Consider the following 21,055-nt stretch of genomic DNA (forward strand, 5'->3'; position numbering starts at 1 on the left):
TGCTAGTGCCGGGTGGCTGCGCGGCCGTCGGGCAGGTCGGAGCCGGACGTGCTGGGTTGGGCAGGCTCTGCGGGTCGGGGTCCGGTGTAGTCCGACTCCGGTCGCAGACGCAGCGGCGCCTGGCCGTACTCGTCGACCACGTGCGCGAGCCAGCCCACCGTCCGGGCGACGGCGAAGATCGCCTGGCCGGCGTCGTCGCCCATGTCCGCGCCCACGGCCAGGACTGCCAGCGCCAGGTCGACGTTGGTCGGGCGGCCGGTGCGCGGTCCGACCATCGCCACGAGCTCGCGGGTCACTCGGATCGCGGCCGCGTAGCGCTCCATGGCCGACATCCGGGCCAGCAGGTACGCCGCGCGCGGATCGGTGCGCCGGTACAGGACGTGTCCGAAGCCCGGGATGCCGCGTCCGCGAGCGGCGTGCCCGGCAATGACGCGTTCGGGTCGGCCGGAGCCCGCCTCCCGCAGCATCTGGGTGGCCACTGTCGAGGCCGAGCCATGCATCGCGCTGTCGAACGCGCCGAGGGCGGCCGTGATCGCGGCGTACGGGTGTGCCCGGGCGGAGGCCGCGACGCGCGCCGCCAGGGTGGCCGCGGCCAGATCGTGGTCCAGGCACAGCACGAGCGTCGCCTCCAGCAGGGCCAGGTCGGCCGGGGTGCCCGGCGAGGCGGTCAGCTTGGGCCAGAGCCGCTGCGCGAGCCTCGCGGGGCTGGGAGCGGGAGGGCCGACGTCGGGCAGGGCGTCGACCATCGTGGCGATGAGCCGCCGCCCTGCGGCGTGGACGGAGGCCGCCGTCAGGTCGGTGCGCAGTGGGTCATGGGAACCGGCGATCACGACGGTCAGCTGCAGCCGGTCGATCAGCCGCGCCGCCGGACCGAGCAGGTCGCCCGCCGCGCGGGCGTGCGCGAGGAGTTCGGCGGACGTCTCGAAGCCGTGGCCGGTGACCGCGGGAGGCTGCGCCCAGAGCACCTCGACGGCTGCCTCGAGCGTGTGCGTCCGGGCGAGCTCGGTGGCCCGGACACCGCGGTAGTAGAGCTCGTCGCCCTCGATGAGGGTGATCGGGGAGCCCAGGACCATCAGAGGCCGTCCACGTGGTCGGTCCGCGCCGGCACCACCCTCGCGTGGGCGCCGCCTCGCTGCGGCCAACCGTTCGACGTCGAGGGCGTCGAACGTCGACCCGCCGCCGGCCTCCGCGCGGGTGCTCGCGATCAGCCCGCGCGAGACGTAGGCGTAGAGGGTCGCCGGTTTCACTCCCAGGCGCGCGGCGGCCTGCGCCGTGGTCAGGCGTGGCAGTGGACCGGACATCGACCTCCCACGATATTGATTCGATCAACATTGATTCGTCAGTGATCAATGCCTGTGGTCTCGTGAGGCTACCCGACACCGCCGCAGGAGGAACCGATGCCGTCACCGTCGCGCATGGACAACACCCCGATCACCGTCCCACGTGGGCTCACGAACGTCGTCGTCACCGAGACCGAACTCGGTGACGTGCGCGGACATGAGGGCTTCTATCACTACCGGCAGTACTCGGCCACCGACCTCGCGCAGTCGCGCTCGGTCGAGGACGTCTGGAAACTGCTGCTCGACGGCGAGCTCCCGGACGCTGCCGTGGGTGTGGCGTTCGCAGCCGAGGTGGCCGGGCGGTCCCCGCTGTCGGCCGACCTCGCCACGGCACTGCCCCTGCTCGCGCGTGGCTCCGATGCCGCGGACCCGCTCGCCGGCCTCAGGGCAGCGCTGGCGTTGGACGGATCCCAGCGTGGCCTGCGTCCCCTCTACGACCTCACCCCCGAGGAACGCCGCGCGGACCTGATCGGGCTGGCCGCGAGAGTGCCGACGATCATCGCGGCGCTGGCCAGGATCCGTGCCGGGCAGGTGCCGGTGGCCCCCCGACCGGATCTGGGACTGGTCGCCAACTACCTGTACATGGTGCGCGGGGACGAGCCCGAGGATGAACACGTCGCGGCCCTGTCGGCGTACCTGGTGGCCGCCATCGACCACGGCTTCAACGCCTCGACGTTCACGGCCCGGGTGATCGCCTCGACCGGTGCGGACGCCGCCTCCTGCCTGGTCGGCGCCCTGGGGGCGCTGTCCGGTCCCCTGCACGGGGGCGCACCGAGCCGGGCCCTGGACAGCCTCGACGCGATCGGCACCGACGAGCGCATCGACGAATGGGTCACCGAGCAACTGCGGTCCGGGGCCAGGATCATGGGGTTCGGGCACCCGGTCTACCGGACCGAGGACCCGCGATCGGCGCTGCTGAAGCGGGTCGCGCAGGGCTTCGGTGGGCCGCGCGTGGAGTTCGCGGTCGCCGTCGAGGAGCGCATCCCCGAACTGCTCGAACGACACAAGCCGGGGCGCGCGCTGCACACGAACCTCGAGTGGTACGCGGCCGTGGTGATGGAGTTGCTCGGGATCGAGCGCCCGCTCTTCACGCCGACGTTCGCGGCCGCCCGGGTGCTCGGCTGGACGGCGAACATCCTGGAGCAGAGCGCGGACACCAAGATCATCCGTCCGTCCGCGCGCTACGTCGGCCCGGCGGCACCCCAGCCGGTGCCGCTCAGGAGCTGACCCACCGTGAGCCGGTCCGATCCGAACTGATCCGACACCTGCCGGGACGGTCAGTGCCCGCGGTCGACCCACGCCTGGCGATGGGGTGACTCGTCACCGATGGTGGTGTCGTCCCCGTGGCCGGTGTGCACCACGGTCTCCGGCGGCAGGGTCAGGAGCCGGTCGGTGATCGAGTCGACGATCGTGGGGAAGTCGGAGAAGGACCGGCCGGTCGCGCCAGGACCGCCCCGGAACAGGGTGTCCCCGGTGAAGACGACGCCGAGGTCGGGGCTGTGGAAGCTGCACGAGCCGGGGGAGTGACCGGGGGTGTGCAGGACCTCGAGGGTGACGTCCCCGATCGTGAACAGGTCGCCGTCGGCAAGGTCGGAGTCCGGCCCCACGCCCGGGTGGGTCCGGTCCCAGAGTTCCCGGTCCTCCGGGTGCAGGTAGGTGTGGGCGCCGAGGTCACCGGCGAGCTCGCAGGCGACCCCGATGTGGTCGTCGTGGGCGTGGGTCAGGAGGATCCCCCGGACCCGCCGCCCCGCGATGGCCTCGACGATGGGCTCGATGTCGTGAGCGGCGTCGATCAGGACGCACTCGGAGTCGTCGCCGACCACCCAGACGTTGTTGTCGACCTCCCAGGTGCCGCCGTCGAGCGAGAAGGTACCCGAGGTCACCACCTTGTCGATCCGGGTGCGCTGCCCGTTCGTCGTGCTCATGCCTTCGCTCCGTCCAGCATGACGACGCTGCGGAGCACGGCGCCGTCGTGCATCTTCGTGAATGCCGACTCGATGTCGGCCAGCCCGATCCGCTCGGAGACGAACGCGTCGAGGTCGAGCCGGCCCTGCAGGTACAGGTCGATGAGCATCGGGAAGTCCCGGCTGGGCAGGCAGTCGCCGTACCAGGAGGACTTCAGGGCGCCGCCACGCCCGAACACGTCGAGAAGTGGCAACTGGAGTCTCATGGTCGGGTTCGGCACCCCGACCAGCACCACCACGCCGGCCAGGTCCCGGGCGTAGAACGCCTGCTCGTACGTCTCCGGACGGCCGACGGCGTCGATCACCACGTCCGCGCCGAAGCCTCCGGTCAGCTCCCGGATCGCCTCGACCGGGTCCGTTCCGGAGGAGTTCACCGTGTGGGTGGCCCCGACGCCCCTGGCCCACTCGAGTTTGGTGTCGTCCACGTCGACGGCGATGATCGTGCCCGCGCCGGCCAGGGCCGAGCCCATGATGGCGGCGTCACCGACGCCGCCGCAGCCGAACACGGCGACGGTGTCACCGCGGGTCACCCCGCCGGTGTTGATCGCGGCACCGATCCCGGCCATCACGCCGCAGCCGAGCAAACCGGCCACCTCGGGCGCCGCGGCCGGATCGACCTTCGTGCACTGCCCGGCGGCCACCAGCGTCTTCTCGGCGAAGGCGCCGATCCCGAGCGCGGGGGAGAGTTCGGTGCCGTCCTCGAGCGTCATCTTCTGGGTCGCGTTGTGGGTGGCGAAGCAGTACCAGGGACGGCCCCGCACACAGGCCCGGCACTGCCCACACACGGCCCGCCAGTTCAGGACCACATAGTCACCGGGTGCCACGTCGGTGACCCCGGGGCCGACCTCCTCGACGACGCCGGCGGCCTCGTGACCGAGCAGGAACGGGAACTCGTCGTTGATGCCGCCGTCGCGGTAGTGCAGGTCGGTGTGGCACACGCCGCACGCCTTGACCCGCACGACCGCCTCGCCGGGCCCGGGGTCGGGGATCACGATCGTGGTCAGCTCGACGGGGGCGTCCTTGGCGCGGGCGATGACGCCCTGGACCTTCTGGGGCACGGTGGGTCCTCGATGTCGGGTTCGGGGTTAGCGGCCAGCCTAGCCAGGGCGCAGCCGAGCCGCAGGACTCTGGCGCGCGCCGTCAGGGCGTCCGACGCCGCAGCGTCGCGGCCCCGAGGGCGAGCATCCCGACGATGAACACGCCCAGCACGATCAGCGGCAGGGTGAGGTCCGGGTCGGTGCTGCGTGCCACCTCGTTCATCGCATCGACGGCGTAGGACAGCGGCAGGACGTTCGAGACCACCTCGAGGAACCGGGGCAGGTCCTCCCGCGGCACCAGCAGGCCGCAGAGCAGCACCTGGGGGAGCACGATCGCCGGCATGAACTGGACGGCCTGGAACTCGGTGTTCGCGAACGCGCTGACGAACAGGCCGAGAGCCACCCCGAGGATCGAGTCGAGCACCGCGATCAGCACCAGCAGCGCCCACGGGCCCTCCAGCTCGAGCCCGAGCGGGCCGAGCATCAGGGCCGAGGCGAGCAGTGCCTGCACCGTGGCCATCAGGCCGAACGCCAGGGCGTATCCGCCGAGGAACGAGATCTTCGACAACGGCAGCGTGAGCAGGCGCTCCAGGGTGCCGGACCGCCGTTCTCGCAGCGTGGCGATCGAGGTGATCAGGAACATGATGATCATCGGGAACAGCGCGAGCAGGGCCGGCCCGATGCTCGTGAAGATCGGGCCGCCGTCGTAGATCCACCAGAGCAACGTGAGCAGGACGCACGGGACGACGAGGATCATGGCGATGGTGCGGGGGTCGTGCCGCAGCTGGCGCAGAACCCGGGCGGCGGTGGGAATCATGACGCTGGACCGTCGCGGTCCGGGCGGGGGCCGTCGCGGCCACCGGTGTCGTGGCCCTGGCGTACGAGGGCGAGGAAGGCCTGCTCCGCGGAGTCCGTGCCCGTCCGGATGAGCAGTTCGGCCGGCGTGCCCCGGGCCAGGACACGTCCCGCGCGGAGCAGGATCAGGTGGTCGCAGCGGACCGCCTCGTCCATCACGTGGGAGGAGACGAGAACCGCGGTGCCGGTCGCGGCGATCTCGGAGAACGTGCCCCAGAGGGAGTCCCGGAGCACCGGGTCGAGTCCCACGGTCGGCTCATCGAGGACCACCAGGTGGGGCGTGCCGAGCAGGGCCGCGGCGAGGTTCACCCGGGATGCCTGGCCGCCGGACAGGGTGGCCGTCAACTGGCGCCGCTGCTCGTGTAGATCCACGACGTCCAGGACGCGCTCGACATCCGCCCGCACATCCGGAACCCCCAGCACCCGGGCGAAGTACCGCAGATTCTCCGCTACGGTGAGATCGGGGTAGACGCTCGGCGCCTGCGTGACGTAGCCGACCTCGCGACGCAGGGCACCGCTGCCGGCAGGGTGGCCGAGCACTGTCACCGATCCGGCCGCGGTCACCTGCACCCCCAGGATCGACCGGATCAGTGTGGTCTTGCCCGAGCCGGACGGGCCGAGCAGCCCGGTGATGGCGCCCTCCGCGACCCGCACGTCCACGCCGTCCAGAGCGGTGGTGGACCCTCGGACCACGCGCAGCCCACGCACGTCCACGGCGCTGCCGGAGGTTCTCGTCATGCGATGCATGATCCTCCTGGCGCCCGTGGTTGTGGGCGCCATCGTGGGGCCGGGTGTGGGGCTCAGGCGCCGATCAGGTCCTCCAGCGCGTCGAGGTCGTCCAGGAGGGACATCTCGCGGGCGTCGAGGCCGGCCGTGCTCGCACGCATCCGCAGGTCGTCCTCGTCGCCGGTCCTGGCGATCCGACCGAGCACCGCGTCGCGCTCGGCCCGGGCCGCGGCCGGCGACAGTTCGCCTCCCAGGAGGTCGCCACGCCGCCGGGCGATCCGTGTGTGCATCCCTCGCTCCCTTCGTCGGCCGGTCCCCGGCGACGGGCCGAGCCCGAGGGGGTGAGCGGCGTTGTTCCCGACTATGCACCCGTCCCCGGACCTCGTGGTCGAGGCGCGTCGGCGTTTCCGGGGACCGCCCCGGTCGGGCGGCCACCCATCTCAGTCGCTGAAACGCTCGCGTAGGCCGTCGTGGGACGGGTAGCATCGAAGCCAATCACCATCCAGAGCGGTCGAGAGTCCTGGCTCGTCGACGCCGCAGCAACCCCCCAACGGAAGCCTCCCGAGGGGAAGGGTGCTAAAGCCAGGGGCGATGGAGTTCACATGAAGGCACCACGTACGTTGCGGGCGTCGCGATGAGTACGGCGAGTCTGTACCGGGCGCCGTCCGAGCGGCCCACGATCTCGTTCGAGTTGTACCCGCCCCGCACCCCGAAGGGCGAGGCCTCGCTCCAGCGGACGGTCGCGAGCCTGGCCGACATCGGCCCGGACTTCTTCTCCGTCACGTACGGCGCGTCCGGAGCGACCCGGCAGACGTCGCGGGATCTGCTCTGCACGATCCTGCGGGACACGCCGATCACGCCGATCGCCCACCTGACCTGCGTCGGCGCCTCCGAGGCGGACCTGACCGAGTACATCGACGGGCTGCTGGAGGCGGGCGTGCGGGACTTCCTCGCCCTGCGCGGGGACCCGCCCGCCGGCCAGGACGACTGGCGGGCGCACCCGGACGGCCTCACCAGGTCCAGTCAGCTCGTCGCGCTGATGCGCGACCTCGCCGCCCGCCGGCTGGGTCCGGAGGACCCGGTGAGCATCTCGGTGGCCGCCTACCCCGGCGGCAGCTACTCGGCCGACGGGGAAGCCGTCGTGGATCCGTCCGACGTGGCCGCCCTGCTCGAGAAGCAGGAGGCCGGGGCCGACTTCGCGATCACCCAGGTGTTCTTCGACCCGGCCCACTACGCGGAACTGGTGTCAGCGGCGCGCGCGGGCGGGGTCCGGATCCCGATCGTCCCCGGGCTCATTCCGCTCACGGACCCGAAGCGGCTCCGACGCCTGGAGCAGTTGACGGGGGTACCGGTCCCACAGCGCCTGCTGGACTCCCTGGACTCCGCCGAGGACCCGGACGAGGCCTACCGGCGTGGGCTGGCCGCAAGCGTCGAGCTGAGCCATGGGGTCCTGCAGGCCGGGGCGCCCGGCCTGCACCTGTACACGTTCAACTCCTCGCGGGCCGTCCTCGATCTCCTGGATCAGGCCGGGCTCACACCGACTCCGGCGGTGGCGCGCTCGCAGGCGCGCTGACGCCGAGAACCCACAGGCCCGCGGCGACGTCGGGCCATGTCGTCCTGCCCCAACCAGGGTGTCGCCGCCCGCCGGGTCTCCGACCGGCGGCGACGCCCGCTACCCGAACCACGCACCGGACCAAGGGAGAAACCATGTCGTACCAGCAACCGTCCACGTCCGTCCCGACCTTCCCGGCGGCCACCGTTCTCGGCTACCCCCGGATCGGACCACGCCGGGAGCTCAAGCGCGCCGTCGAGTCCTTCTGGGCGGGCCGCGCGACGGTGCCGGAGCTCGGCGCCGTGGCCCGTGAGCTGCGGACCGGCACCCGGACCCGCCTGGCCGGCCTCGGCCTGGGCGAGGACGCCTCGATCCCGTCGGACTTCACGTTCTACGACCAGGTGCTCTCGGTGGCCGCGCACGTGGGCGCGATCCCGGACCGGTTCGCCGACCTGCGCGGGCCCGGCGGCGCCCTCGACCTGCCGGGTCTGTTCACGGTCGCCCGCGGGGAGGGGGACCGGGCCCCGCTCGAGATGACCAAGTGGTTCGACTCGAACTACCACTACCTCGTCCCGGAGATCGGGCCCGAGACCGAGTTCCGTCTGGTCGAGACGCCGAGCGTGAAGGCGTTCGCCGAAGGCCTGTCCGACGGCGTCGTCACCCGCCCCGTGATCGTCGGCCCGGTCACCTTCCTGCTGCTGTCCAAGCCGAGCGCGTCGGCGCCGGAGGGGTTCTCGCCGCTGTCCCGGCTCGACGACCTGCTGGCCGCCTACACGGACTGGTTGCGGGCGTTCGCCGAGGCCGGAGCCACCTGGGTCCAGCTCGACGAGCCCGCCCTCGTGAGCGACGCCTGGGCGGAGACGCCCGCGCAGGTGAGCGACGCCGTCGGGCGTGCCTACCGGGCCCTCTCCGTGGACCTGGCCCGGCCGGAGCGGCCGGCCCTGTTCGTGGCCGCGCCCTACGCCACGATCGGCGAGCGGTTCGCGGACCTCGCGCAAACCGGGGTGGAAGCGATCGGGGTGGACCTGGTCCGCGGCCAGGCGCCGGCGATCGACGGCGCCGTGCGGGCAGCCCTCGCCGGGCGGACGATCGTGGCGGGGGTCGTGGACGGCCACAACGTGTGGCGCACGGACCTGGATGCGGCGGCGGCGAAGCTCGACCGGCTGCGGGAGGCCGTCGGGCCGGAGGTGAACGTGGCCGTGTCGACCTCGACGTCGCTGATCCACGTGCCGCACACCACCGCCGACGAGCCCGACCTGGAGGAGCGGTTGCGGTCCTGGCTCGCGTTCGCCGACGAGAAGGTCGGTGAGGTCCTCGCCCTGGCTGCCGGTCCGGGCGCCGCTCCTGAGGCGTTCACCCGTTCCCGCGAGGTCGCGGCCGATCGGGCCGCCGCGCCGGGCGTCGTGGTCCCGTCCGTCCGGGACCGCACCGCGGCCCTGACCGACGCCGACTTCCACCGCGGCGACTACGACACGCGGGTGGCCGCCCAGGACGCGGTCCTCGACCTGCCGCCGCTGCCCACGACCACGATCGGGTCGTTCCCGCAGACGTCCGAGCTGCGGGTCGCCCGGGCGAGCCTGCGCAAGGGTGAGATCACCATCGACGCCTACGAGGAGGCGATGCGAGCCGAGATCGCCCGGGTGATCTCGCTGCAGGAGGACCTCGGCCTGGACGTGCTGGTCCATGGCGAGCCGGAGCGCAACGACATGGTCCAGTACTTCGCGGAGAACCTCGACGGGTTCGCGGTCACCCAGAACGGCTGGGTCCAGTCCTACGGGTCGCGGTGCACCCGCCCGTCGATCCTCTGGGGCGACGTCTCCCGGCCCGCGCCGATCACCGTCGGCTGGTCGACCTACGCCGCCTCGCGCACGGACCGGCCGGTCAAGGGCATGCTCACCGGTCCGGTGACGATCCTCGCCTGGTCCTTCGTCCGTGACGACCAGCCGCTCGCGGACACCGCGAACCAGGTGGCCCTGGCCCTACGGGACGAGATCGCGGACCTGGAGACCGCGGGGATCCCGGTCGTCCAGGTGGACGAGCCCGCCCTGCGGGAACTGCTGCCGCTGCGCCGCGCGGACCAGCAGGCGTACCTGGACTGGTCGGTGGCCTCGTTCCGGCTCGCGACCGCGGGCGCGGCGGACGCCACCCAGATCCACACCCACCTGTGCTACTCGGAGTTCGGCGAGGTCATCGGCGCCATCGACGGGCTCGACGCGGACGTCACCTCCATCGAAGCCGCGCGGTCGAAGATGGAGATCCTGCCGGACATCAGCGGCTCCGGCTTCGCCCGCGGCATCGGCCCCGGCGTGTACGACATCCACTCACCGCGGGTGCCGAGCACGGCCGAGATCACCGACCTGCTGACGGCGGCACTCGCCTCGGTCGGGGAGCGCAAGCTGTGGGTGAACCCCGACTGCGGCCTGAAGACCCGCGGCTACCCGGAGACCGTCTCCTCGCTGGAGCACCTCGTCGCCGCGACCCGCACCGTTCGGGAACGCCTCGGAGCCCCGGTCCAGGGCTGATGGTGCCGCGACCCGCCGTTCGGTCCGGTGCGCCCGGGCCGTGCGGCGGGGCGAGCGGCGAGCGGCACGGCCCGGCCGGAGGGGCGCCGGGCCGCGGGTGCGAGGCGGACCTGCGAGACTGGCGTCATGAATGCGGCGACCCGTGGCCTGATCCTGACCGCCATGATCTCCGGTGCGCTGATCGTGGCGGCCGTGCTGCTCTGGGTGCTCGAGGTGATCGGTCTGCCGGTCTTCCTCGGCGCGGTGGTGGTGATCTCGATCGCCCAGATGGGTGTCACGATGCGGATGCTGGGCAACGCGCGCCGGGATCCGCGGGGCGGGTCGTCGGCGTCCGGCGGCACCGCTCCCGGCGACGGTTTCGACCCCATGGACAAGTACCGCTGACGGTCGTACCACCGGGCGAGCGGCGGTTCCCGGCTCGGGTCAGTGCCGTCGGCTGCGGCGCTCGCGGGCGTCGCTGCACAGCCTGATGAACGCGCCGAGGTCGGACAGCTCGTCCGGATTCCAGGGCAGGTGCCGGGTCAGGTCCTGGGCCCGGACCACGATCGCGGCCCACTTGCCCCGGGAGATCGCCACGTTCAGCCGGTTCCGGGAGAGCACGAAGCCGAGCCCGCGTGGGGCGTCGTCGGCGCCGGAGGCCGCCAGGCTGAGCAGCACCACGGCCGCCTCCTGGCCCTGGAACTTGTCCACGGTGCCGACCCGGACCGCGTCCAGGCCGGCCTCGGCGAGGTCGTGGCGGATGCGCTGCACCTGGGCGTTGTAGGCCGCCACCACCAGGATGTCCGACGGCGCCAGTGGGCGGGTGACCGCAGCCTCGGCAGTGTCGGCAGTGTTAGCAGCCTCGGCAGGGTCGGTCCAGTGCTTGCCGAGGAGCGACTGGATCTGCGCGACGACCTCGGCGGACTCCTCGGGGGAGTCCACGACATTGCCCCGGTGCGACACCCGCACCACGTGCACGCCGGGGTCGAGACCGTCGAGGTGTCGCCGTGCGGTCCGTGGGTGGCTGTGCAGCCGGTGGTCGTAGGAGAGCGTGGAGACCGCCTCGCAGAGGTCGGGGTGCAGCCGCCAGGTCCGGTCCAGGAAGTAGCCGCGGTCGGCAGGCAGGGTGGGGTGCCCGTCGGTGAGCCAGCCGAGCGCGGACTGATCGACCGGCGCGTCGTGCATGCCCTGGCTGACCTGCGGGAGCTGCTGCGGGTCGCCGAGCAGGAGCAGCCGACGGGCGGCCGTGGCGACGGCGATCGTGTTCGCGAGCGAGAACTGGCCCGCCTCGTCGACGACCAGGAGATCGAGGTCCCCGACGGCGAACCTGTGCCGGTTCGCGAAGTCCCAGGCGGTACCGCCGATGACGGCGCCGGCGCTGCCGAGATGCTCGAGGAAGTCCTGGTGCTGGTAGGTGTCCAGGGGGACCCAGACAGGTGCGTCCGGATCGTGCTCGACGGCGGGACGGAAGTCGGTCGGGATGGTCGCCTTGACGCTGCCGCCGCGTTTGCCGACCTGCTCGCCGGGGACGCCGGCCTCGACGACGCCCCGCAGGACGTGCTCGACGACGGCGTGTGACTGGGCCACGACGCCGACCCGCCAGCCGAACCTCAGCACCAGGTCCGCGATGACCCGGGTGCCGAGGTAGGTCTTGCCGGTGCCGGGCGGGCCCTGCACCGCGATGTAGGAGTCCTCGGCGTCGAGCAGCGCGTCGGTGAGGGCACCGACGTGGCCATGGTCGAGGTGCTCACCCTCGAGGACGGAGGCACCGACACGGTCGTGTTCACCGTCGTCACGTCCGCCGTCGCTCCGGGTCGGCGCGTCCACAGAAGTGGTCGGGCCGTGAGCGGGCGCGGCGACGCCGACGTGGGGTAGCGAGGCACCGCGACGCTGTCGCGGCGGGAGGCGGCGGAGGATGTCGAGGGCTGCCTGCGCGGGGAGTGGGCCGCTGCCCACGCCGGGCTTGGCGTCGCCGGTGTTCCCGTCGGCAGTGTCCGCGACGGCCTCCGCGACCAGTTCGATGGCGGCTCGCAGCGACGCGGCGGACGGCGGCGCCCCCGGGGCGAGCAGGACCGGCAGGGAGCGGTGCTCGGCCACGTCCCGTCCGAGCCACTCCGAGACCACCAGGACGTCGTCGCCGTCGGCGTTCTCGCTCCGGCTGAGGACCCTCGCACCCGCCGTGGCCCGCACGTGTCCCTCGGGTACTCGCAGCCCATCGGGCACCGGGGGGTGATAGACGCAGAACACCTCGGCGCCGGCCCCGACGATGCTGCCCGTGCCCAGCGCCCCGGTGAGTTCGAGGATCCGGGTGGGTCGGCGGTCCTCCGGCGCGGACCAGTCCTTGACGACCCGGGCATGGTGGACGTCGAGCACGTCCCGGGTGTCCTGCACGTCGGCGCGTGGCTCATCGAGCCGGGCGAAGTGCGCCCGCCAGAACGGCTCGTCCTCCCGGCGGTGGTAGTCCAGGGCGGCCGCGAGCAGCGGCGCGGCCGTGTCCGCCGGGCCGCGCAGCAGCCGGCGCGCGAGTGCCTGGGCGGGCGCCTCCTCGGGCTCCGCCGCGCTCGCGGGCGATGCCGGCGGGGGCACCACGCCGGTCGGTGTGGTCTCGAGGGTCGCGGTGGCCCCGGCCCGCGTCGCATCGAGGTCACCGCCGGCCGCCTCGCGCTGGTCGGCGTGGGCCCGGTCGCGCTGCTCGAGCAGCCAGTCGCGCAGCCGCAGGGTGGAGATGCAGTCGTACCGGTTGTACTCGGCGAGTTCGGCCAGGCGCTCGGCGTAACCGGCGCCGTCCCCGGCGTCCCGTAGGGCGGTGGCCCGCTCGTAGGCGACCACCGAGTCACCGCCGCTGGTCACCCCCGACGCGTCCCGCAGTTCGGTGCCCATGTACAGCGGCTCGAGCTTCTTGAGGGAGTAGGACCGCTGGGAGACCCGGACGCCGTCCTTGACGGACTTGTACAGGTCGACGAGCACCCCGTCGGCGATGAGGCTGTCCACCTCCTCGGTGCCGAACCCGTGCCGCCGTGCGAGTGTGCGCAGTGCCGACTGCTCGTAGGCGGCGTAGTGGTAGATGTGCATCCGCGGATGCGCGGCACGGCGCCGTGCGACGTAGGCGAGGAAGCCGCGCAGCGCCTGCGCCTCCTGGGCGCGGTCATGCGCCCAGAACGTCACGTACCGCTGCTCGGGACCGGCCTCGACGAGGCCGAAGAGGTACTCCAGGCCCCATTCGGTCCGGTCGTCGTCGACCCACATCGGGTCGCCCTCGAAGTCGAAGAAGACGTCCCCGGCGTCGGGTATGGGCAGGGCGTCGAGCGCCGCCACCGTGTGCACCTCGCTGAAGACCGTCGGTGCGGCCGCGCCGCTCGGGGTGGCGGCGGCGGGACCCGGGGCGACGGCTGCGGGGTTCGCGCCGCCCGCGGGTGCGGCGGTCCCTCCCGGGTCCGCCGCGGCGGGTACGCCCGCTGTCCCCGCTGTCCCTGCCGGGGCCGCGCCGGCGACAGCGCCGAGCGCCTGGGCCTCCGCCGCCTCCTGACGCAGCTGCAGGCGTGCCTGCCCACGCAGCCGCTCCAGGACCGCGGGGCGGACCTTCGGGACCGGGCCGGTGCTCGCCGCGAGGTCGTCGATCGTCGTGATGCCCGCGGCCCGCAGCGCGTTCCGGGTCCCGCTGCGCACGCCCCAGACCAGCTTCACGTCCCGGGCCGGCTCGAGCTCGGCCGAGCAGTAGTCGCACCACAGGCAGGCCCGGTACCGCTCGTCGCCCCATACGACCGGGCCGTCGTCGAGGAGGTGCTCGTCCAACAGGCGCTGGACCTGCTCGCGCCGTTCGCGGAAGACCGCGACGCCGTCGGCAGTGGAGTGCGACGTCACGACGTCGTCGCCGAGGTGCAGGTGGGTGTGTTCGGCCACGTCGATCCCGGCCCGGAGCACCTGGTCGGCGTAGGCAGCCAACTGGATGACGGCGGGGGCCTTCGCTGTCCTGGTCAGCTTCGCGTCCACGACGGCGTACCTCGGCCGCCCGTCGACGTCGCCGTCGCGGACCAGGAAGTCCGCGCGCCCATGGAAGCGCCCGTCGAAGAAGCCGGCCTGGGCCACCACGTCCGTCCCCGCGTGCAGCGCCGCGACCGTGCGCGCGTGCTGCTCCTCGAGGCCCGGCCTGGTGTAGGCGGTCGGCGGTCCGATCTCGACGACCCCCGCACCGAACCGGCGCCGGTACTGCTCGAGGACCCGCTCCTCGTGCTCGTTGCCGAGGCGGGCGGCGCGGTCGAGGAACGCGTTCTCGACCTCGAGCTTCGGGACCCGCCCGAGTCGCTCGTCGAGTTTGCGCAACGCGGCGAACTCGCAGCCGACGGCGGTCGAGAGGTCGCTGGCGGAGTAGACGAGCAGATCGTCGAGCAGGAACATGCGCCCGCCTCCTTCCGGTTCTCGGCCACGACCGGGTCTGGCCCGGTCCGGCTCCGGTGAGGCTATCGCGGCCCTCCGACATCGCCGCGCCGGTCGTGGACGTGCCGGCCGTCGCGGCAGGACACCTCTCCGACAGCACCTCGGCGAGCGCTCCGAACTCGGCCCCGCTGACGCCGAGCCCGTAGGCGGACTTCACCCGGATCTGCTGCACCGCATAGGCGCAATGGAATCCGACGTTCGGTGGGAGCCAGTCCGCGGCGTCGTCGGCGCCCTTGTCCTGGTTGACCGGACCGTCGACGGCGATCAGGTTGCCGGGGTCGTTCGCGAACGCGAGCGCGCGCTCGGCCGGCCAGCCCGCGGCGCCCTTGCGCCAGGCGTCGGCGAGGGCGACGACATGGTCGACCTGCACCTCGGCGCTCGTGCTCGGGCCGCGCACGAAGGGCACGAGGTGACCGGAATACGGGTCGGCGAGAGTGCCCGACACGACGAGGCATGGCTTCAGGGGGTCGGTGACGACGTCCAGGAGCCAGATCGCGAGGACGTCGTTACGGGTGTCGCAGCCGTTCCGGTCGACGTCCGCCCAGGGCTCCCCGAAGGACTCACGCTCGTACCCGGTCAGGTCGAGCGGCTCCACCACCGTCAGCTCCGCCAGGTCCGTCCGCGCGGTGGCGACCAGGTCGGCCGACACCGGATACGGCGGTGGCCCCCGCACGAGCTCCCACCACTGCGGCACCACGAGCACCAGCGCGACGGCCAGCAGCGTCGCGACCGCGACAGTCACGACCGGCCGCGCCCGCGCGGCCTCCTCAGGTTCGTCAAGCATGAGGCGAGCCTGCCTGCCCGGGGCGACGCTCCGCCGTCGGGCGTCCTGTCCTGTGGACCGCCGGGCATCGTGGGCCGGCTCGTGATCGCCGCCCCTCCGGCAGGCGCCCGCGAGCCCGGCCCGTCCGGGGCCCTCTGGGCGGACGCCGGGCGGGTTCATCCCCCCGGAGTTACCCAGGCCCGGCGTCCGCAGCGCCTCGATGGGGCGCGAGGGTCGTCAGGCGTGGGATCCCACACCTGAGGACCAGCACACGTTCGCCGTTCGATCTGAACCGCTGGTGCGGGTCGGGTGAACGGTGGGTTAACCACCGATGAAGGTCCGGGGCGAATCGTCGCCGGGCCCTCGTGCTCGGCGTCTCAGCCGTGCTGGAATGGCAGGTCCCGCGCCCGCGAGCCGATCGGATCAGGCCGGGGCCGGCTCCGTGACGAGCGGGTACACACCGTGCTCGTCGTGGACCTCGCGCCCGGTCACCGGCGGGTTGAACACGCACACGGTGCGCATCTGGGTCCGGGGCCGGACCTGGTGCTTGTCGTGGTCGTTGAGAAGGTAGAGCGAGCCCGGGGCGAGCTGGTGGGTCTCGCCGGTCGCCAGGTCGGTGATCTCACCCTCGCCCTCGACGATGAACACGGCCTCGATGTGGTTGGCGTACCAGAAGTCGTTCACCGTGCCGGCGTACAGCGTGGTCTCGTGGACGGAGAAGCCGACGCCCTCCTTCGCCAGGATGATGCGCTTGCTGCGCCAGTTCTCGGTCTTGATGTCGGCGTCGGTGTCGGTGACCTCGGCGATCGTGCGGACGAGCATGGGGTGACTCCAGTCGGTAGGGGAATCGGTTCGGGGACGGTACGGGGAATGGACGTGCGGGACCCGCGGGCTCAGGCTCGGCCGAGCACCGCATCCACGGACTCGTCGATGATCCTCAGACCACGGTTCAGCTCTTCGTCGGTGAGCGTCAGCGGCGGCAGGATCTTCATGACCTCGTCCTCCGGGCCGGAAGTCTCCATGAGCAGGCCGCGCCGGTAGGCCTCCGCGCACACCTCGCCGGCGAGCTCGGCGGTGCCGAACTGCAGGCCGCGGGCCAGGCCCCGGCCCTTGCTGATCAGATCGTGCTCGGGGTACTTGGCGACGAGCTGGTTGAACCGGCTCTCCACATAGGCGCCCTTGGTCTGGGTGGACTTCTCGAGGGCGTCGTCCGACCAGAACGTGCGGATCGCCTCGGCGGCCGTCGCGAACGCCGGGCTGAAACCCCGGAACGTGCCGTTGTGCTCGCCCGGTTCCCAGATGTCGAGCTCGGGCCGAACCAGGGTGAGGGCCATCGGCATCCCGTAGCCGCTGATGGACTTGGACAGGCAGATGATGTCCGGGACGATGCCTGCCTCCTCGAAGCTGAAGAAGCCCCCGGTGCGGCCGCATCCCATCTGGATGTCGTCGAGGATCAGCAGGATCCCGTGCTTCTTGCACAGGACGGCCAGGGCACGCAGCCACTCCGCACGGGCGGCGTTGATGCCGCCCTCACCCTGCACGGACTCCACGATCACGGCGGCCGGGTGGTTCAGGCCGCTGCCGGAGTCCTCGAGGAGCCGCTCGAAGTACATGAAGTCAGGCACGTCGCCGTCGAAATAGTCGTCGTAGGGCATCGGGGTCGCGTGCACCAGGGGCACCCCGGCGCCGCCGCGCTTGAGGGAGTTCCCGGTCACCGAGAGGGCACCGAGCGTCATGCCGTGGAAGGCGTTGGTGAAGTTGACGACCGACTCGCGGCCCGTCACCTTGCGGGCGAGCTTGAGCGCCGCCTCCACCGCGTTCGCCCCACCGGGGCCGGGGAAGACCACGCGGTGGTCGAGTCCGCGGGGCTGCAGGATCAGCTCGGAGAACGTCTGCAGGAAGTCCCCGCGCGCGGTCGTGAACATATCGAGGGAATGCACCAGTTGATCGCTCTGGAAATAGTCGAGGACGACTTCCTTGAGCCGCGGGTGATTGTGCCCGTAGTTCAGCGATCCGGCCCCGGCGAAGAAGTCGAGGTACTCGGTACCGTCCTCGGCCCAGATCGTGCTACCGACGGCTCGCGAGAACACCGCCGGCCAGTTCCGTGAATAGCTCCGCACACCGGATTCGAGGGCGACGGTGTCGATCGTGGGGGCAGTCATGTGAATTCCTTCTTCGATTCGGTCGAATGGGGACGTGGCAGGGTCGACCTCGGACATGGCGGCAACCCCGGCCGGTGGTGCGTCAGCGGCCGAGGCCGCTGATGGTCAGGAGCGGCTCCGCGTCGTGCGAGTCCGGGAAGTCGTCCGCCGCGAACAGCGGCGACTCGGCCAGGTCGGCACCGTGGCGGTCGGCGAACTTGCCGAAGAGCCGGCGCGACGAGGCGTTCGACTCGGTCACAGTGGTCTCCACCGTGGTGACGTCCGGGAGGTCCCGGACCAGGCCGTCGAGCAGGAGGCCGGCGATGTTTCGGCCACGGAACGCCGGATCCACGGCGATCTGCCACACGAACAAGGTGGCCGCCGACTCCGGCCGCCGGTACCCGATGACGAACCCGACCGGTTCGTCGTCGATCGTGGCGACCCGGCAGGTGTCGGCGAAGTCGCGTGCCAGGAGTGCGTAGGCGTATGGCGTGTTCACGTCGAGTTCCCCGCTGTCGCGGGCGAGCCGCCACATCTGGGCGCCGTCCGACAGCACCGGACAGCGCACCGTCGGGGCGGCAGAAGAAGCGTGTCGAACGACCGGGGCCGGGGCGTGCGCGGTCCCGGCGGATTCGTCCTCGTCGGGGGTGTCGAAGAGGTCGCGGGGAGGACTCGAATCGCCATTCTTCGACGCTGGATTCGGGCTCGTCCGGGACGCGGTCGGGAACGCTTCAGTTTGGTGGCGGCGGGCGTGGGAATTCTCTGTGGACGTCGGCATACCGGTGTCCACAGTAGGCGGATCGAGGGGGTGGGTGAAGTGACCGCGGGCACGATCCGCGCTGATTCCCACCGCGACGGATCCGCGCTCAGCCCTCGGACCATGCGGCAAACTCCCGATCGGCGACACGCGCGAAACTGCCGTGAAATTGCGTCCGCATGGTGAGATGGTCGTGAGGGTGCCTCACTACGCGCCGACGGCGCCCTTGGTGCCTCGGAGGCGTCGGCACCTCGCGTGGCCGTCCCCCGCGCGGGAATCGTGCCGTGCGCCCCGGGAATCGCGCCGTGCGCCCCGCGCGAGGAATAGTGGCGTGCGTCGCACGCGGGAGGCTCGACCGGCTCGCCCGGGCAGGGGCTCGCCTCGCGCGGGGGGTCTCGCCCGCCTCGTGCGGGCCGAGGGTCGCCTCGCATGGGGCTCGCCCAGGCCCGCCTCGTGTGAGGCATGCCATAGGCGCCGTCCGTGCGCAACTGGAAGACTCACGCCCATGTCGACCGCAGCCTCCGCCACCGGAGCACCTCCGCCGTCGCCCGCCGACGTTCGCCGCTGGCGCCGCTACCTCGCCGAGGAGCGCGCGGAGGCGGCGCTCTACACCCGGCTCGCGTCGAAGCGGCAGGGCGAGGAGCGCGCGATCCTGCTGGAGTTGGCGGATGCGGAGGGCCGGCACGCGGCGCACTGGGTGGACCTGCTCGGCGAGGAAGCCGGCCGGCCGTTGCGCCCGTCGGTGCGCTCCCGGCTGCTGATCTGGCTGGCCGGCCGGTTCGGCTCCGTGTTCGTCCTGGCGCTCGCCCAGCGCGCGGAGGCTCGGTCGGCGTACGGCGACGATGAGCACGCGACGGCCGCGATGGCGGCGGACGAACGGATCCACGAGGAGGTCGTACGGTCGCTCGCGGAGCGCGGCCGGGCGCGGATGTCCGGGACGTTCCGGGCGGCCGTCTTCGGGATGAACGACGGCCTCGTCTCGAACCTCGCGTTGGTTCTCGGGATCGGTGCGTCCGGGGTCGGCAACGCCACGATCCTGCTCACCGGCATCGCCGGGCTCCTGGCCGGCGCGCTCTCGATGGGGGCCGGCGAGTTCGTCTCGGTGCGGTCCCAACGGGAGCTGTTGGAGGCGTCCAACCCGAGTCCCACGGCGCACACCGCGCTCCCGGACCTCGACGTGAACGCGAACGAGCTCGCGCTGGTCTACCGGGCGCGTGGGATGCCCGAGGACGAGGCACGATCGAAGGCCGAGGAGCGGATCGCGACCTACTCGGGCGAACGGTCCCCGGACCGGGCGGAGGTCCGCAGCCACGAGGAGATCGGCTCGGCCTGGGGGGCGGCCATCTCCAGTTTCTGCTTCTTCGCCTCCGGAGCGATCATCCCGGTGCTGCCGTACCTGCTCGGGCTTGGCGGGCTGGTCGCCGTCGCGGTCGCGGCCGGACTGGTCGGGATCGCCCTGCTGCTGACCGGCGCCACCGTGGGGATCCTGTCCGGGGCGGCTCCGCTGAGCCGGGCCCTGCGGCAGCTCGCGATCGGTTGGGGAGCCGCCGCCGCGACCTACGTCCTCGGGCTGCTGTTCGGGACGACGCTCGCCTGAGGCGCAGGAGGCCGCGGCGCACGGGCGGGGAACATCGTCGTGCGCTCCGTGCCGCGAACCATCGGCGCCACCGCACGCCACGGCGGTAGGTTCACGCATGGGGATGAGGGGTCGTCTCGCGGTGCTCGCCATTGCGGGCTCGATGCTGACCGGATGCCTGGGCGCGGAGGGGGATCCGGGCCCGAGTTCATCGGTCACCGAGGACCATGGCGACGGCACCACCGGCGCACCGCAGTCGCCGACTCCGGACGGAACCCCGTCCGCCGCGTCGGCCGCTCCGGTCACCGCGGACCCGGCCACCGGCCGGTGCAGCGACCCGATCGCCACGGTGCCGACGGGTGCCGTGGGTGCGGCACCGATCCAGCTCGAGGTCACCGGCCTCGTCGCGGTGGACGACCAGGGGGCGCGGCGCTGGGCGGACGTGGTCGTCTACGCGGACGGGAGTGCTGCCCGCTACGACGGAGGCTTCGCCGACCCATGGGCGTACGCGCCGCAGCGGCAGCTGGCCACAGTTCCGGCCGACCACGGGGATCGCGGAGCGGAGGCACTTGTCGGCGGCTATCTCGACTGTGACCTCGCCGGCCTGCTCGCCGCGATCGAGTTGCTCGAGCGGGACCAGGCCCGGTTCGGCGGCGCACAAGTAGCGGAGGCCTCCGACACCGAGATGATCCTCCACGGCCAGGACGGCACCGAGGAGTTCGTCTGGGACGTCCATGGGCTCGGGCTCGAACGGGACGACGCCGGCGTGGTCGTCGCCGGTCTCGATGCCGAGCAGCTCGCGGCCCGCGACGCCCTGTCGGCGTTCGCGGCGATGCTGATCAGCTCGGTCGTGGACGCCAGGGACCTACCCGTCGACCGGATCGAGGTCCTGGCCCCGTACGCGATCACGGACGAGGCGGTGACGTGGCCTGCTCCCCCGATCACGGAGGTCCTCCACGACGGGTGCGGGGTGGTCGAGGGTGCCGCCGCCACGGCGCTCCGGGACCAGGTCCAGGCCGGGACACCGATCGCCGATCCGGCCGTCGGCGTGTACCTGAGGGTGCTCGCACCGCAGGTGGAGCCCTGCATCGTGCACCAGTGACGGGCGTGCTTGGCGCCGGGCCGCGTCAGCGGGTCCGGTGTGTCTCGAGCGTCGCCCGTACCTCGCGCAGCAGTGCATCCACCCCGGCCTGGTCATAGCCCTGCCGAAACGACGTGGTGCTGAACCGCTTGGCCGCAACCTCGTCCGGCCGCAGGGTCCCGGTGCCGCGCTGGCCGGTCTCAGCCTGGCGCAGGCCGGCGACGATCTCGTCGAGGAAGTCGTCCACCTCGTCCTGGTCGTAGCCGGGCCGGAACCGGGTCGTCTGGAATCGAGCGTTGAGGACTTGGTCCGCGGTGATCAATGCATC

The 21,055-nt window shown here is 72.3% G+C and carries 17 protein-coding genes, 2 pseudogenes and 1 riboswitch; of the genes and pseudogenes, 6 read left to right on the forward strand and 13 right to left on the reverse strand.

Annotated elements, in window-relative coordinates:
• Positions 1-2: 2 nt before the first annotated feature.
• Positions 3-1,301: a citrate synthase gene (locus EXU48_RS08560; RefSeq protein ID WP_133107246.1), complete on the reverse strand. Its 1,299-nt coding sequence runs from the start codon at positions 1,299-1,301 to the stop codon at positions 3-5.
• A gap of 96 nt (positions 1,302-1,397) precedes the next feature.
• Between EXU48_RS08560 and EXU48_RS08565 the strand changes: the two genes are divergently transcribed.
• Entirely contained in the window at positions 1,398-2,567 is a 1,170-nt protein-coding gene (locus EXU48_RS08565; protein ID WP_235856918.1) for a citrate synthase, read from the forward strand.
• Positions 2,568-2,617: 50 nt separating this feature from the next.
• Here the strand turns inward: EXU48_RS08565 and EXU48_RS08570 are convergent, their stop codons facing one another.
• The 5 genes from EXU48_RS08570 to EXU48_RS08590 all read right to left on the reverse strand — a co-directional run bounded on the left by EXU48_RS08570 (position 2,618) and on the right by EXU48_RS08590 (position 6,212).
• Positions 2,618-3,265 (reverse strand): MBL fold metallo-hydrolase, encoded by a 648-nt coding sequence (locus EXU48_RS08570; RefSeq protein ID WP_133107247.1) that lies wholly within the window; start codon positions 3,263-3,265, stop codon positions 2,618-2,620.
• On the reverse strand, positions 3,262-4,362 hold the full coding sequence (locus EXU48_RS08575) for an S-(hydroxymethyl)mycothiol dehydrogenase (protein ID WP_133107248.1): 1,101 nt from the start codon (positions 4,360-4,362) through the stop codon (positions 3,262-3,264). The genes EXU48_RS08570 and EXU48_RS08575 overlap by 4 nt, the downstream gene beginning before the upstream one ends.
• A gap of 82 nt (positions 4,363-4,444) precedes the next feature.
• Complete coding sequence (locus EXU48_RS08580) at positions 4,445-5,158, reverse strand: ABC transporter permease (RefSeq protein WP_133107249.1); 714 nt, start codon at positions 5,156-5,158, stop codon at positions 4,445-4,447.
• Complete coding sequence (locus tag EXU48_RS08585; RefSeq protein ID WP_133107250.1) at positions 5,155-5,934, reverse strand: ABC transporter ATP-binding protein; 780 nt, start codon at positions 5,932-5,934, stop codon at positions 5,155-5,157. The genes EXU48_RS08580 and EXU48_RS08585 overlap by 4 nt, the downstream gene beginning before the upstream one ends.
• Positions 5,935-5,996: 62 nt before the next feature.
• The gene (locus tag EXU48_RS08590; RefSeq protein ID WP_133107251.1) at positions 5,997-6,212 is read right to left on the reverse strand and encodes a hypothetical protein; all 216 of its coding nucleotides are present in this window, start codon (positions 6,210-6,212) and stop codon (positions 5,997-5,999) included.
• 205 nt (positions 6,213-6,417) lie between these two features.
• Positions 6,418-6,520: riboswitch (SAM riboswitch) on the forward strand.
• A gap of 36 nt (positions 6,521-6,556) precedes the next feature.
• Here EXU48_RS08590 and EXU48_RS08595 point away from each other — a divergent pair.
• The 3 genes from EXU48_RS08595 to EXU48_RS08605 all read left to right on the forward strand — a co-directional run bounded on the left by EXU48_RS08595 (position 6,557) and on the right by EXU48_RS08605 (position 10,380).
• Complete coding sequence (locus EXU48_RS08595) at positions 6,557-7,495, forward strand: methylenetetrahydrofolate reductase (RefSeq protein ID WP_133107252.1); 939 nt, start codon at positions 6,557-6,559, stop codon at positions 7,493-7,495.
• A gap of 134 nt (positions 7,496-7,629) precedes the next feature.
• The gene (gene metE / locus EXU48_RS08600; RefSeq protein WP_133107253.1) at positions 7,630-9,996 is read left to right on the forward strand and encodes a 5-methyltetrahydropteroyltriglutamate--homocysteine S-methyltransferase; all 2,367 of its coding nucleotides are present in this window, start codon (positions 7,630-7,632) and stop codon (positions 9,994-9,996) included.
• A 126-nt stretch (positions 9,997-10,122) separates the two neighbouring features.
• A complete protein-coding gene (locus EXU48_RS08605) occupies positions 10,123-10,380 on the forward strand; it encodes a hypothetical protein (protein WP_133107254.1) in 258 nt (85 codons plus the stop codon).
• A 39-nt stretch (positions 10,381-10,419) separates the two neighbouring features.
• Here EXU48_RS08605 and EXU48_RS08610 read toward each other — a convergent pair whose 3' ends face one another.
• The 5 genes and pseudogenes from EXU48_RS08610 to ectA form a co-directional block, all read right to left on the reverse strand.
• On the reverse strand, positions 10,420-14,370 hold the full coding sequence (locus EXU48_RS08610; protein WP_133107255.1) for a TM0106 family RecB-like putative nuclease: 3,951 nt from the start codon (positions 14,368-14,370) through the stop codon (positions 10,420-10,422).
• A gap of 181 nt (positions 14,371-14,551) precedes the next feature.
• Positions 14,552-15,352: pseudogene (locus tag EXU48_RS08615) on the reverse strand (HNH endonuclease family protein); the annotation flags it as partial.
• A 243-nt stretch (positions 15,353-15,595) separates the two neighbouring features.
• Positions 15,596-15,994, reverse strand: coding sequence for an ectoine synthase (locus EXU48_RS08620; protein ID WP_133107256.1), 399 nt, complete (start codon positions 15,992-15,994; stop codon positions 15,596-15,598).
• Positions 15,995-16,065: 71 nt separating this feature from the next.
• Positions 16,066-17,334 (reverse strand): diaminobutyrate--2-oxoglutarate transaminase, encoded by a 1,269-nt coding sequence (ectB, locus tag EXU48_RS08625; protein WP_207947669.1) that lies wholly within the window; start codon positions 17,332-17,334, stop codon positions 16,066-16,068.
• An 82-nt stretch (positions 17,335-17,416) separates the two neighbouring features.
• Entirely contained in the window at positions 17,417-17,869 is a 453-nt protein-coding gene (gene ectA / locus EXU48_RS08630) for a diaminobutyrate acetyltransferase (protein ID WP_235856919.1), read from the reverse strand.
• 706 nt (positions 17,870-18,575) lie between these two features.
• Here ectA and EXU48_RS08635 point away from each other — a divergent pair.
• Positions 18,576-19,667 (forward strand): VIT1/CCC1 transporter family protein, encoded by a 1,092-nt coding sequence (locus EXU48_RS08635; RefSeq protein ID WP_133107259.1) that lies wholly within the window; start codon positions 18,576-18,578, stop codon positions 19,665-19,667.
• A gap of 103 nt (positions 19,668-19,770) precedes the next feature.
• Entirely contained in the window at positions 19,771-20,748 is a 978-nt protein-coding gene (locus tag EXU48_RS08640; protein WP_133107260.1) for a hypothetical protein, read from the forward strand.
• Positions 20,749-20,773: 25 nt separating this feature from the next.
• On the opposite strand, the gene EXU48_RS08645 is transcribed toward EXU48_RS08640, so the two are convergent.
• Both EXU48_RS08645 and EXU48_RS25000 read right to left on the reverse strand, forming a co-directional pair.
• Positions 20,774-20,953, reverse strand: a complete 180-nt coding sequence (locus tag EXU48_RS08645; RefSeq protein ID WP_235856950.1) for a DivIVA domain-containing protein — start codon at positions 20,951-20,953, stop codon at positions 20,774-20,776.
• A pseudogene (locus EXU48_RS25000) lies at positions 20,933-21,049 on the reverse strand (DivIVA domain-containing protein); the annotation flags it as partial. The pseudogene EXU48_RS25000 and the gene EXU48_RS08645, both read right to left, overlap by 21 nt.
• Positions 21,050-21,055: the final 6 nt, after the last annotated feature.

Origin of the sequence: Occultella glacieicola (assembly GCF_004353825.1) — a bacterium.
Taxonomy (GTDB): Bacteria; Actinomycetota; Actinomycetes; order Actinomycetales; family Beutenbergiaceae; genus Occultella; species Occultella glacieicola.